Origin of the sequence: Candidatus Koribacter versatilis Ellin345 (assembly GCF_000014005.1) — a bacterium.
Taxonomy (GTDB): domain Bacteria; phylum Acidobacteriota; class Terriglobia; order Terriglobales; family Acidobacteriaceae; genus Korobacter; species Korobacter versatilis_A.
The window spans coordinates 1,234,976-1,248,043 of record NC_008009.1 but is presented as its reverse complement, the minus strand read 5'-3'; the positions used below and the strand labels follow the sequence as shown (position 1 = coordinate 1,248,043).

Annotated in this window: 11 protein-coding genes; 7 read left to right on the top strand and 4 right to left on the bottom strand. The window is 58.6% G+C overall.

The annotated features are described in order from the left end of the window. Nucleotide 1: 1 nt before the first annotated feature. Nucleotides 2-2,761 carry a M48 family metallopeptidase gene (locus ACID345_RS05050; protein ID WP_011521788.1) on the bottom strand — a complete coding sequence of 920 codons (2,760 nt, stop codon included), beginning with the start codon at nucleotides 2,759-2,761 and terminating at the stop codon, nucleotides 2-4. A 448-nt stretch (nucleotides 2,762-3,209) separates the two neighbouring features. On the opposite strand from ACID345_RS05050, the gene dnaK reads away from it, so the two are divergent. The 5 genes from dnaK to dnaJ all read left to right on the top strand — a co-directional run bounded on the left by dnaK (nucleotide 3,210) and on the right by dnaJ (nucleotide 8,988). Continuing rightward, a complete protein-coding gene (gene dnaK / locus ACID345_RS05045; protein ID WP_011521787.1) occupies nucleotides 3,210-5,144 on the top strand; it encodes a molecular chaperone DnaK in 1,935 nt (644 codons plus the stop codon). A 99-nt stretch (nucleotides 5,145-5,243) separates the two neighbouring features. Then, nucleotides 5,244-6,131 (top strand): class I SAM-dependent methyltransferase, encoded by an 888-nt coding sequence (locus ACID345_RS05040; RefSeq protein WP_148210019.1) that lies wholly within the window; start codon nucleotides 5,244-5,246, stop codon nucleotides 6,129-6,131. 19 nt (nucleotides 6,132-6,150) lie between these two features. Continuing rightward, nucleotides 6,151-6,339: a hypothetical protein gene (locus ACID345_RS05035; protein WP_041855457.1), complete on the top strand. Its 189-nt coding sequence runs from the start codon at nucleotides 6,151-6,153 to the stop codon at nucleotides 6,337-6,339. A gap of 9 nt (nucleotides 6,340-6,348) precedes the next feature. Beyond that, nucleotides 6,349-7,623 (top strand): type II toxin-antitoxin system VapC family toxin, encoded by a 1,275-nt coding sequence (locus ACID345_RS05030; RefSeq protein WP_011521785.1) that lies wholly within the window; start codon nucleotides 6,349-6,351, stop codon nucleotides 7,621-7,623. 159 nt (nucleotides 7,624-7,782) lie between these two features. Then, the gene (dnaJ, locus tag ACID345_RS05025; RefSeq protein ID WP_011521784.1) at nucleotides 7,783-8,988 is read left to right on the top strand and encodes a molecular chaperone DnaJ; all 1,206 of its coding nucleotides are present in this window, start codon (nucleotides 7,783-7,785) and stop codon (nucleotides 8,986-8,988) included. A 192-nt stretch (nucleotides 8,989-9,180) separates the two neighbouring features. Here the strand turns inward: dnaJ and ACID345_RS05020 are convergent, their stop codons facing one another. Together ACID345_RS05020 and ACID345_RS26205 are read right to left on the bottom strand one after the other, a co-directional pair. Further along, complete coding sequence (locus ACID345_RS05020; protein WP_011521783.1) at nucleotides 9,181-9,576, bottom strand: hypothetical protein; 396 nt, start codon at nucleotides 9,574-9,576, stop codon at nucleotides 9,181-9,183. Nucleotides 9,577-9,701: 125 nt separating this feature from the next. Beyond that, nucleotides 9,702-9,992 (bottom strand): hypothetical protein, encoded by a 291-nt coding sequence (locus ACID345_RS26205; protein ID WP_011521782.1) that lies wholly within the window; start codon nucleotides 9,990-9,992, stop codon nucleotides 9,702-9,704. A 246-nt stretch (nucleotides 9,993-10,238) separates the two neighbouring features. On the opposite strand from ACID345_RS26205, the gene ACID345_RS05010 reads away from it, so the two are divergent. Together ACID345_RS05010 and ACID345_RS05005 are read left to right on the top strand one after the other, a co-directional pair. Then, complete coding sequence (locus ACID345_RS05010; protein ID WP_011521781.1) at nucleotides 10,239-11,651, top strand: APC family permease; 1,413 nt, start codon at nucleotides 10,239-10,241, stop codon at nucleotides 11,649-11,651. A gap of 83 nt (nucleotides 11,652-11,734) precedes the next feature. After that, complete coding sequence (locus ACID345_RS05005) at nucleotides 11,735-12,127, top strand: MerR family transcriptional regulator (RefSeq protein WP_011521780.1); 393 nt, start codon at nucleotides 11,735-11,737, stop codon at nucleotides 12,125-12,127. A 214-nt stretch (nucleotides 12,128-12,341) separates the two neighbouring features. On the opposite strand, the gene ACID345_RS05000 is transcribed toward ACID345_RS05005, so the two are convergent. Next, nucleotides 12,342-12,761: a hypothetical protein gene (locus ACID345_RS05000; protein WP_011521779.1), complete on the bottom strand. Its 420-nt coding sequence runs from the start codon at nucleotides 12,759-12,761 to the stop codon at nucleotides 12,342-12,344. Nucleotides 12,762-13,068 lie beyond the last annotated feature (307 nt).

The window sequence follows — 13,068 nt, the reverse complement described above, 5'->3', positions numbered from 1 at the left end:
CTCAGTTCGCGCCGGTGGTCGCGCTGGTTTTCAGCTTCTCGACGTCGAAGGCGTAGGCCACCTGGTCGGAGGTGAGGACGAAGAGTTTTTCTCCGGTCGAGTCGAAGTTGTAATACACGATGGGGCGGCCGAGCTGGAGGGTGTCGATCTTTTTGCCCGTTGCCAGTTCGTAGAGGAAGACGCCCTGCTCTTCGGATTGCACGGCGAGGACGCCGGCTTTCGCCGAGGGCATGATGTATCCGCCGAAGACGCGCGCCACCTCTTCGCCACTGGTTTTGTAAATGGTCGAACGAGACTGATCGTCCGCCACGATGAGGTAGTCACCGGCGATGACGGCGTCGATCACATTGAAGGAATGTTTGTTGGTTTTAATGGCGAGCTTCGCGAGCGGCTTTCCGGTGGATAGCTGCTGGAACTCGAGGTTCACGACATCTTTCTCGTCGCGTTCAATGACGAAGGTATCGCCGGTGGAGTGCACGTGGAAGGCGTCGGCACGTTTCGCGATGGGCTCGGTCCAGAGCTCTTTGAGGGTGGCGACGTCGAGGCCACGGACTTGCGTGACTTCCGAGTCGTACCATTCGTCCTTCGGGTGGCGACCGATTTTACCGGAGCGGAATGCGAGCACGATCGGCCCGTACTGAAGGAAGTGATCGTCGCCTGGTAACTCGTTGGTAGTGACGGCGGAGCCGGGCAGCTTCATGTGGGCGATGACGCGCGGGCTCTTCTCGAATTTCGGCATGTCCGCGTGGACGGTATCGCCTGCGAAATACGCGCCGTTGAAATCGCGCAGATGGTAAGCACGCTCGCCGGTTGCCAGGTTCCACACGCCGCCGCGGGCGCCTTCGGTGTAGGCAATCCAGGAAAGGTCGCCGGAGATCACGCCGAGATCGACGCTGCCGAGCTGGCTGTCGGAAAGATGGAGGAGCGCTTTCTCTTTGGCATCGGGGAGGTTGTTGACCGAGAGGTCGCCGCCCGTCCTTTCCATCGCGAACTCGTCCTTCCAGACGTTGGCGCTGCGGCCTTTGAGACGAAGCGCGACCTTGTTGGTGTTGATGTCAACGATGCCGAGCGGGTAGTCGTCGAGCGGACCAACGAGGACATGGTTGGGGTCCTCGGTGGGACGGACCCAGCCAGCACCAATAAGGATGTCGGGCTTGATGAGGTCGCCGCCGGGGAAGCTGCGGACATCGGCACTGGATGCGCCGACGAACTTCGACACCAACACACGGTCCGGGGATAGAAAGACGAAGCTATTACCGAGCAGTTTTGCGATCTGCGGCGGGAACTCAACTTTCGTTCTCTGGGTCAGATCGAAGGCCACCATGCGGTTCAGGAACGCCGCGACCAGCCAGTGACCATCTGGCGAGAAATGCATGGAAACCAGCTCGAAGGAACCGTGGCGATTGACGACCGCTGTGTACTGACGCAGCAGGACGTAAGCGTTCCAGCCGGTGGCGTCGCGGATCTTCGGGAAGCGCAGCAGCTCCGCGCCGTTTGAAACGTCGTAGAGAACGAGGTCGAAATAAACGCCGTCGCTGACTTCGCGCGCCTGGATACATGCGAAAACCTTGCCATCGGCCGAGAGTTCCGACTGCGGACACTCGCGCTGCTTCACGTGGAGTTCATGCACCTCTACGCGCTTCTGGTCGGCGACGCTCCACACCTCGATGCGGGGCTCGCCGTTGCCCATGTAAAAGCTGATGCGCTGGCCATCAAGAGAGAACTTGGCGGGATAGGCGCGCTGGGCAGGAATCTGGAAAACTTCTTTCAGCGGATCTCGGGTTGCGACGTGAATGGCGCCGCTGTCCTGGATGAGGAGGTAACGGCCATCGCTACTGTACTGGATCTCTTTCACACCGGGACGCAATGCGGGCGTGAGCTTCTTTTGCCAGAGCAAACCCGGAGCATGGGCCTCGGCCGCTGCGGTGGGATCGTACTCGATGATGCTGGTACGCCATTTCGCGAAGGAGTCGCCGGTCGCGCGCTGGGTTGAACATTCTGTCGGCAGGGTGGCGATCGTCTTCTGGATTTTGCGGAAGCGCGCGGTGTTGGGCTTGGTCATGCCGAAGAGATCCGCGAAGAAGCTGCTCTTCCCGCCATGGGTTTCGGCGACGCGGTCAAACATGGACGCAAAAGCCGAGGCGCTATAACCGGCACGGGCGAGGGCTTGGATGGCGACAGCGTCGGCATCGAGCTGATCGTCTTCTTCCTTGCTGAGCTTTACCTTTTTGGACGCTTGCAGGTCGAGCATTTGGTTATAGCGGTGCCGGATGTCGTCGGCGGTAGTGACCTGGTGAACGCCAAGCAAGGTTGCAAAAAGGCGGGAGAAGGTCGCGGCTCCCTGATGCGTGACCTCATGGCCGAGTTCGTGGGCGAGGACGGCGGCGAGTTCGTCCTCCGTCTGCGTCAGCGCAATCAGCTTGCGCGAAACATAGATGTGTCCGCCGGGCAAGCTGAAGGCATTGGCTTCATCGAGCTCGATGACATCGAAGTGATACGTCATCGTCGTGGGAAGCTGGGCAATGAGCTTGGCACCAATTTCGCGCAAGGGCCTGGCGAGTGTTTCGTCGTGAATGATGGTGATATACGGGAGCGACTGGTCAACGACGACGTCACCAAGCTGGTTCTCCTGAGCCTCGGTGAAGATGTTGCCGGGCGCGGACTTTACCTGGATCGCCGGAAGAGTGCAGACCGGGGCGGTTTGGGAGAAAAGCGAGGCTGTGGAAAGCAGAAGGAAAGCGACGAGACGACGAAGACCCATGAATCCAGAACTCCGAAAAAGTGCAGTGTATCGGGGCAGCCTAAATTTGCCATCCGAAAAATAGCTGTGTTCCTAGATTGAGACTACTAAGGGAATTCGAGCTTTAAATTCGTCAATCGCGTGACGGTCGCGGCGAATGGGTGCCGCCACTGGCGGGGGTTCGGGAGAGTGGAGATCCATACCCAGCCCTTGCGGGCTGGGGCACCATCCGACGCCAATGCGCGGCTCAGAAGCACAGCGAAGGATAAAGAGGGCTGGAGTTGATGGCCTGCATCCCATTGCAAACAAAGCCACATTTCTCCGCAACCAACGCTCCTCTCGGCTCATCCAATAACTTGACAGTAACTCACTCAAGTCTGATAATAACTCTGTTATCAGGCCAGAGTTGATGGTCTAACAAGCTCAAAGACAAGAGTTTCTGGCAATTTTTAGGGAGGCTAAGGCTCCGATGGCGAAGATTATTGGAATTGACCTCGGCACTACGAACTCCGTGGTGGCCGTGATGGAAGGTGGGGAACCGAAGGTTATCCCCAATGAAGAAGGGGGCCGGACTACGCCTTCAGTTGTTGGCTTCACGAAGACCGGCGAGCGGTTGGTGGGACAGGTGGCGAAACGCCAGGCGATTACCAACCCTGAGAACACGATTTTCTCGATAAAGCGCTTCATGGGACGTCGGTACAACGAAGTCAATGAAGAGATGAAGATGGTGCCCTACAAGGTACAGCAGGCGGGCGACCACGTGGCGGTGCTGGCGCAGGGCAAGGAATACAGCCCGGCCGAGATCTCGGCGTACATCCTGCAAAAGCTGAAGAAGGCGGCGGAAGACTATCTCGGCGAGACGGTCACGGAAGCCGTGATCACGGTGCCTGCATACTTCAATGACGCGCAGCGGCAGGCGACCAAGGATGCGGGCAAGATTGCCGGTCTCGACGTAAAGCGCATCATCAACGAACCGACGGCGGCTGCGCTGGCCTACGGGCTCGACAAGAAGAAGGACGAAACCATCGCCGTGTACGACTTCGGCGGCGGCACCTTCGATATTTCGATCCTGGAAGTGGGCGAAGGCGTAATCGAAGTGAAGTCGACCAATGGCGATACGCATCTTGGCGGCGACAACATCGACCAGCGCATTGTCGAGTGGCTGATTGACGAGTTCAAGAAGAAGGAAGGCCTGGATCTGCGGGCGAAGGGCAACGAGATGGCGCTGCAGCGTCTGCGTGACGGTGCGGAGCGCGCCAAGATCGAGCTCTCGACGACGATGGAGACGGAGATCAACCTGCCGTTTATCACCGCCGATGCGAGTGGCCCAAAGCACCTGGTAGAGCGGCTGACCCGTTCGAAGCTGGAAGAGATGGTGCGCGACCTGGTCGATCGTTCGATTGAGCCGTGCCGGCAGGCGTTGAAAGACGCCGGCATTGACGCCAGCAAGATCGATGAAGTAGTGCTGGTCGGCGGTCAGACGCGTATGCCGCGGATTCAGCAGGTAGTGAAGGAATTCTTCGGGCGCGAGCCGCACCGTGGCGTGAACCCGGATGAAGTCGTGGCGATTGGCGCGGCGATCCAGGGTGGCGTGCTCAAGGGCGAGGTGAAAGACCTGCTCCTGCTCGACGTGACTCCGCTGACGCTCTCGATTGAGACGCTGGGTGGAGTGGCGACGCCGATGATTCCGCGTAACACGACGATTCCGACCAAGAAGACGGAAACGTTCTCGACCGCAGCTGACAACCAGAACTCGGTTGAGATCCACGTGCTGCAGGGCGAGCGTCCGATGGCGGGGCAGAACCGCACGCTGGGCAAGTTCCACCTGACCGGTTTGCCGCCGGCTCCGCGTGGCGTGCCACAGATCGAAGTGACGTTCGACATTGATGCGAACGGCATTCTGAACGTGACGGCGAAGGACAATGCCACCGGCAAGGACCAGAAGATCACGATTACGTCGTCTTCCGGCTTGAGCAAGGAAGAAGTGGAGCGCATGGCGAAAGAAGCGGATGCGCACGCCGCGGAAGACAAAGCCAAGAAGGAAGAGATCGAGGCCCGCAACCAACTCGACGGCATGGTGTACCAGATCGAAAAGATGCTGAAAGAGAATGGGGACAAGATCAGCCCAAGCGAACGCGGCGACGTGGAGAACGCGCTGGCCGATTCGAAGAAGGCGCTGGAGACCAACGACGCAAAGCAGATGAACGCGGCGCGCGAGCGGCTCACGGCGGCTTCGCACAAGCTGGCCGAGGCGATGTACAAGCAGGCTGCTCCAGGGGCAGGAGCTCCCGGAGCTGGTCCTGGTCCGGAAGCGGCGGGCGGCGCGCAGCAGGCGCAGGCTGAGCCGAAGAAGGACGAAGGTGTGATCGACGCTGAGTACGTGGACGTGGACGAGAAGAAATAAGCGTCCGCGCAGTACCAACGTGTTTTGACGAATTGGGAGCAGGCTGAGATATTCGCCGTCTGCTCCCTTTCGAATATTGGGCGACTTGGGCGGGGTGAATTGATCAAGGTCAGCGAGTGTGTCATCTGCGGGGCGGCGGTCTCGGCAGGTAAGCGAGCGATGGTCGCGCCGTTCTTGGCCCGGCGCATCTGGCAACGAGAGACGTTTCCGGTGGAACTCAGTCATTGCGCGAATTGCGATTTCGAGTTCTACAACCCGCGGCTCGAACTGACAGAAGAGATGAAGCTCTACCACGACTATCGCGAGAGTGAGTATCAGAAATCGCGGCAGGAAACAGAACCGTGGTATAGCGAGGCGTTCAACAAAGGCCTCGCCGATGAGAAGCGCTGGACTGGGCGAACCGGAGCGTTAGGGCCGGTGGTGAAGCAGGCGCTGACGGGGCGGAAGGTCGCGAGTGTCCTGGATTTTGGCGGGGATCGCGGAGAACTGGTGGACAAGCTGTTTCCGGATGCGGAGCGGTTTGTGTACGACATCTCCGGCGTGGAGCCGGTGGCGGGCGTGACCGCGCTGCGATCGGAAGAAGAGTGCAAGCAGCGTGGGTTCGACGTGATCGTAACCAGCAACTTGCTGGAGCATGTTGGGTTTCCGCTGGAACTGATGGCGCGGATCAACGCCATCGCTGCGCCGAACACGCTGGTGCTTCACGATGTGCCGCTGGAGAGTTCGCTGAGCGCGCCGATGGTGGCGCGTCGGGTGGTGCAGTTTGGTGTGCTGGGCGTGACGCGGCCGAAGGTGGCGAAGTCGCTGATGCATGGCGGATGGCTGCGCGTAATGCACGAGCACGTGAACTACTTCTCGCTGAAGGCGCTGAACGAGATGATGCGTCGCGCGGGATGGAATGTGCTGTCGAGCGGGATTTACAGAATTGGTGCGGCGCCGCTGGGACAGCCGATGTTATGGAACCTGTCCGAACGGGCAGCGGTATAAGGGGTCAGGAGTAACGAGGATGAATTTCGAAGTGAATGGTCAGGCGTATGTATTGACGTTCTTGCCGGGTGAGGGCAGCTTCGCGCTGTTCGAAAAGGATGGCGAGGACTTTGAGCGAATGAAGATTGTGCACGACGATGGACCGATGTTCATTGCGCCAATCGGCGGTGATGAGGATGCGCCGGAGAGAACGAAGAAAGTGAATTAGGCGGGAGAGATGCATAAGTTCGTATTTCTTGACACTAACATCTTTGAGCATTTCCCTCCGATTACCGACATCGACTGGCCTCGTCTGGCGGACTGCGATTCTGTGACTCTAGTGATTTCGCCAGTTACGATTGGCGAGCTAAATCGTCACAAGGATGGTGCAAACCGGCCTCGGCTAAAGCAGCGTGCAGCAACGGCGATCAGACTTCTCAGTACATACGAGCGCCTGGGAGGAACCCCCACGGTGAGGACCGGGACGGACATTCTGTTCTTGCCAAATGAACCTCTGATCAACTTCGCGGAGCACCGGCTTTCGAGTGACATCCCCGACGATCGTCTGCTCGCGTCTGCTATCGAGTACGCACTTGACCACACTTTACCGAGTGATCGCGTCCTCGTAACCTCAGCTGACCTTGGGCTCACGATCAAAGGTAAGTCCAAGATCAACGTGAAAATGCTAGCGATGGATGAGTCCTTGCGGATACCCCAAGAATTGGAACCGGAAGAAAAGCGCATCGCAGAGCTGGAATCTCAACTTCAAGCGTTTACCGCTCGCAGCCCTAAGCTGACGCTTATGTTCGAAGACGGTGACCTATTTCGGAGTACTCGGATCAGCCGAGCGGAGAAGCAACTAACGCTCAATGAATTGTCGGAAGAGATTGGGCAACTCAAGAAGCAATACCCTTATCTTGCGCCCACTCTCGGCCCAACGGGCTACGCGTATTTCCAGGGCGGTCCAGAGATCTGCAGGAGGTACAACGGCGAGTTAAACGAGTTTTTTAAAGCTTACGAGAAGTTCTTGATTGAGGAAGTCGAATCAGAGAATTGGAACGAGCGAACGAGATCCATTTCACTTGTGCTTCGAAACGATGGCGGCATTCCTGCAGACGATATCGATGTTTGGTTGGACTTCCCGGAGGATCTGGATTTGCTTTCTGATGAGGATTTCCTAGAGCCACCGGTCGAGCCGGATCCTCCTCAGCATCCTGGCGAAAGACGGCATCCAGCAACCGCCGGTTTCTTTGACTCCAAAGTCGCCCAAGAACCGGAAGACGAACCCTCGAATGCGCGATTAGTCGAGATTCAGAGAGGGGCGTCCTCCTCTGTACACTTCGTGGTTGCTCGACTAAAACACACCATGAAGGAGGCCCTGCCAACCGTCCACGTGCACTTTCCGAGGATAACCTCTGTGCGCTCGTTTGGGTTCAAATACCGAATTGTGGCTGCCAATTACCCGAAGCCGTTCGAAGGCCAGTTAAACATGAAGGTCGATCTATGCGATTAGACGCGTTGCTGCCTCCTTTTCATCCCGGAGAGCTTGGATTGGGAGCAGATTGCCACGTCGGACTAACGTCCTCCTCGCAATGACAGGAGAGTGCGGTGGCATTGGCAATTGGCGCTAATCACAAAGTATTTGGAACAGAGCAGTAGAATCGGTTAACTAATGGCAACACAGACCAAAGATTATTACGGCGCGTTAGGGGTTAAGAAGAATGCTTCGGCGGAGGAGATCCGCAAGGCGTTCCGCAAACTTGCGCGCAAATATCACCCGGACGTGAACCCCGGGGACAAGAAGGCCGAAGACAAGTTCAAGGAAATCTCCGAGGCGAACGAAGTCCTGAGCGATCCAAAGAAGCGGAAGATTTACGACCAGCTCGGGTTCTATTCGGACAACATTGATCCGGCTGCGGCCGAGGCGTATGCGCGTAACGGCGCGACGGGCGCGGGTGGATTTGGCGGTTACGATCCGCGGGCCGCGCAGGGCGGGCAGGACATTCCGTTCGACTTCAGTGGATTTGATTTTTCGCAGGAAGCGGGCGAACCGTCCGGCGGCGGCGGCTTCCGCGATATCTTCTCTTCCCTATTTGGCGGAGGGCGCGGTGGACACGAGGAGCGTCCGCGGCCGCAGGCAGGAACCGACCTTGAGTACCAGGTGAATGTGCCCTTCTGGGATGCGATCCGCGGGACGACGGTGAAGCTGAACATCCAGCGGCGCGAAGTTTGTTCGAACTGCCATGGCGAAGGCGAAATCGGCGGGACGCATACGTGTCCGCAATGCCATGGCAAGGGCAAGATCGAGACGGGCGGCGGGCCGATGAAGTTCAACGTCACGTGTCCGACGTGCCACGGCACCGGCAAGGCGCGAACCCAGTGCCCGGTGTGCCATGGCGAAGGCGCGATCACGCGCAACGAGCCGCTGGAATTCAAGATCAAGGCCGGTACGCGCGATGGTCAGCGCATTCGTCTTGCGGGCAGAGGGAATGCCGGCACGATGGGTGGCGCAAGCGGCGATCTGTACATCATTGTGAAGGCCGGGGAGCATCCGGTATTCAGGCGCGAGGGCGATGACGTCTACGTGACGGTGCCGGTGTCGGCGGTGGAAGCGGCGCTAGGAACGAAGATCGAAGTGCCGACGATTGATGGACGCGCACTGCTGAAGATTCCGCCGGGAACGAACAGCGGACAGAAGCTGCGGCTGCGCGAAAAAGGCGTTCCGAACGCTGCCGACGGAACGAAGCGCGGCGATGAGATTGTCGAGGTGAAGCTCATCGTGCCGAAGGTGAGCGATGAGCGCTCGAAGGAGATTCTGCGCGAGTTGCAGAAGCTGAATCCGGAGGATCCGCGGGAAGAGTTGTGGAGACAGGTGTAACTTCTCCAGGGTTGTGGGATTGATAGGGGTCCTTCGACTCCGCAGCGCTTTGCGCTGCTCCGCTCAGGATGACAGAGCCAAAAACTAATTAGCTTTAAAAAAAGTAAAGGCCGGTGTGCGCCGGCCTTTTGGATTTCCCTAGTCTGTGTGAACGTTTACTCGATAGGCGTTCGTCCTTTCCTCTGAAGTGAACTACTTCCCTTTGACAATTTCGTAGGCTTCCACGTGGGTGTGGTGGGTCGGGTTCGCCAACTGCAGCTCGTAGTTGTCACCGGCGGTCTGGACACCCGCGAACTCGAACTGGCCGGCTTCTTTCACGAAGCGAACGGCGCTCTGTCCATAAGTATCGAGTTTCGATTCGTGGAGCGCTGCGACGAGGGCGAGGTTGGTGCCATGGGCGTCGCGGAACAGCAGGCGATCGCCGCTGGTGCGGAAGTGATAGGTGCCGGCAGCGAGGTGCTGCTGACCGACGGTGAAGCTGAATGGAATATCGGCGACAACTTCGCTGCCGTCCTGGGCCAGTGCGCTCGCACTGCACGAGAGGATGGCCGCCAAGCCGAGCATGGCAAAACCAAGAATCTTTTTCATAACGTCCTCCGAATGTGAATTAGCGGCACTGCCCACTGCTACCGCGCATGGAGAGCATTACGCAGTTGCAACGGCGTTGTTCCACCGGGAGGGATGAGAAGCAGCCCGCAGGGAGCAGCAGCTTTCTAGCGAGGGAGAAGGTATTCGACGAGAGACTGCCACTCGTCGTCGAACGCGGGACGAGAGTGGTCGCGGCCCGCACGCTGGTACCAATACTCGGCGTTGGATGCGGCGCCTTCTTTGCGATGGAGGTAGGCGTGGACGGCCATTCCGTCTTTGGTCTCGAGCTCGTCGACGAGCGAGTGGGCTTTCTCCCAAGTGCCCTTGGCGTCGTACCAGAGAGCGGCGAGCGGGACGGGGAGGTCAGCGGGGGGAGCGTCGAGGGAGAGCGAGGTGCGGAATTGCTCGGCAGTCATAACTGGAAAAGCATACGCCGAGGGGAAGAGGGACAGCAGATCCTTCGCCGGACTTACGTCCGGCTCAAGGAGCAGGAGAGAGCGAGGGAGTCGAAGAGAGCTCGGCCAGCTGACGCGAAGGGGGAAACGCTAATGCAAAAATATACGAGTCTCTGCATATTTTCTTAGCGTTCGGAATCCAATTCCTTGTATTCTTTTTGTCCCGGATCGAAATTTTCGATAGTCCTGAGGAGGACCCCATAGGAATTGGCCACTTCGACGCTTGAGCAGCGCCCCAACCCGACCATCTCTGTCTCCCGCCCCGCTTCGTTCCCGAAGAATTCGCAGAAGCTCACCTTGTGGCCGCTTGTCGCCGCAACGTTCTTCATGGTCTCCGGCGGTACTTACGGTACCGAGGACATCATTGGAGGCTCCGGCTTCGCGCGCGGCATTTTGATCCTGCTGATCACGCCCATCCTGTGGAGCCTGCCGACGTCGCTGATGATCGGCGAGCTTGCATCGGCCATGCCTGAAGAGGGCGGCTACTACGTGTGGGTGCGCCGTGCGATGGGCAATTTCTGGGGATTCCAGGAAGCCTGGCTCTCGCTGGCGGCGAGCATTTTCGATATGGCGATTTACCCGACGCTCTTCGTCACCTACCTGACGAAGCTGTTTCCGTATTTCGGCATCGGACATCGCGGGGTCGTGGTGGCTTTGGCGATCGTGGTGATCTGTGCGGCGATGAACATCGCCGGCATTCGCGTCGTGGCGACAACTTCCTTGTGGCTGTTCGTACTGCTCTCGATCCCGTTTGTGGCGATCGCGGTGCTCGCGCCGCTGAAGCATGGCGCGTTTGCGGGCAGCATGACCGGGCATAGCACATCCGACGTTGGACTGATTGGCGGAATCCTGATCTGCATGTGGAACTACATGGGTTGGGACAATGCGACGACCGTCGCCGGCGAAGTGCATAAGCCGCAGAAGACTTATCCACGGGCGATGGGCGTGGCGGTGGCGATCGTAGCGATCAGCTATACCCTGCCGTTCGCGGCGATGTGGGTCACCGGCATCAGCCCCTCGGCCTTTGGCGAGGGCTCGTGGGCCGATATTGCCGGGATGCTTGGCGGCCCAGCGCTGCGAATGGCGATTGTTGTCGGCGGCATGCTGTCGGCGTTTGGGATGTTTAACGCGCTGGTGCTGAGCTACTCGCGGTTGCCGCTGGCGATGGCGCAGGACGGCCTGATGCCACACGTCTTCACCAAGATGACGCCGCGGACACGCGCGCCCTGGGTGGCGATTGTGGCTTGCGCGGTGGCGTGGGCGATGTGCCTCGGCCTCGGCTTCGAGAGATTGGTGACTATCGATATCCTGCTCTATGGCGGCAGCCTGGGACTGGAGTTCCTGGCGTTGATCGTGTTGCGCATTAAGGCGCCGAACATGGAACGTCCGTACAAAGTTCCCGGCGGACTATGGGGCGCGATCGCGCTGAGCATCGCCCCGATGGCACTGCTTGGGTTCTCGATCTACCACGGCCAGGGCGAGACGGTGATGGGCATGAACGCGTTGTGGTTCGGCTTGCTCGTGGTTTCGGGCGGCGTGGTCGCTTATGGTCTGAAGCGGCTGCTGCATCCGACGGGATGGTTTGTGAAGAGTTCGCCGGAGGAGCAGGTCGCGGCGTAATTCTTCGTACTTCTTGGGCCGGGGCAGGTGCTCCGGCCTTTTACTTTGGACGCCGGAACCCTTGTCGTACACTATCCCTACACATGGCTCGCAAGCGTAAACAGGGCGCGTACATGATCTCCACCGTCGCGGAGATGTATAACATTCATCCGCAGACGCTTAGGCTGTATGAGCGCGAGGGGCTGCTGAAACCGTCGCGGACCGAGGGAAATACGCGGCTCTATACCGACGAAGACATCGAGCGGTTGGAGTTCATCCTGTCGCTGGCGCGTGACCTCGGCGTGAACATTTCGGGGATTGCGATCATCCTGCAAATGCGCGAGCGGATGGAACTGATGCAGAAACAGATGTCGGAGTTCGTGACCTACATCCAGAAGGAAGTTATGCATCGCGCCCAGGCAGTGGATCCCTCGCAGGGAGCGCTGGTGCCGACGCGAAGGACGATTGTGCCGGCGGAGCGCGAGCGGAAGAGATAGCCGTTCTCTTCGGCTTTCAATTCACCACAGAGTCGCAGAGGCACAGAGGATTGGGAAAGTTTCAGTTGCCTTTTCCGAAATGCGAAGCTCTGGTTTAAATTTGCTCTACACACCTAAAATCTCTGCGTCTCTGTACCTCTGTGGTGAGCCGGCTCCGCGCAAAAAAGAAAAGGCGAGACCGTAGTCCCGCCTTTCGTGCACAGCGTGGCATCGCTTAAGTTCCAGAGCTAAATTTCATGCCTGCCCAGGCGGGAGCGCCCTTCTTATCGCGGAGGGTGATTTCGTTGTTGCCCGCTTTCACGTCTTTGGAGAGGATCTCGGGACCCATCTCTCCGGTGATCTTGCAGCCGGTGACCTCAACGGAATCGCCGACCTTGACGTCGAAGTCGAGCATCTTGAGGAAGCCTTGCGGCGCGAGATGCACGAGGATGGTGTCGGTGGAAGTCTTGAGCATGACGTGGACGCCCTCATAGGGGCCGGGGACCATTTTGATCTCCTGCACGGTGCCCTTGAGAGTCACCTCGGTAGACGGGTCATACTTTGGGCCATTGCTCTGTGCAAGCGCGAAGGATGTCATGAGTGTCATGCATCCGGCGAGGAGCAGCAGAGTCGCAAAGAGTTGTTTTGATTTCATGTTGCGTACCTCCTTCCAACCAGGACCTACTCGACGAGCAAAGGCGCGGCGCGGTCAGCGGGGGTTCGCAATGCTGCACCCGGGCATGCGATTGCGAAGAGCTGGTCGCGACGGGTTTGCTGGCTGAAGTCATGCCTTGCGTTCGGGAGGCGGCACTAGGGCCATATCCCGGTTTGGCTACATTCAGCGTAGGAGAGCTTCGCACAATTCGCAGTGAGAGATATCACATTTTTTTGTGATTCTTGACCGGGGAGATACGAGTCATTACCCGAATCGGCACGCTTGTGGGTTGCCGGTAGGCGCTTGG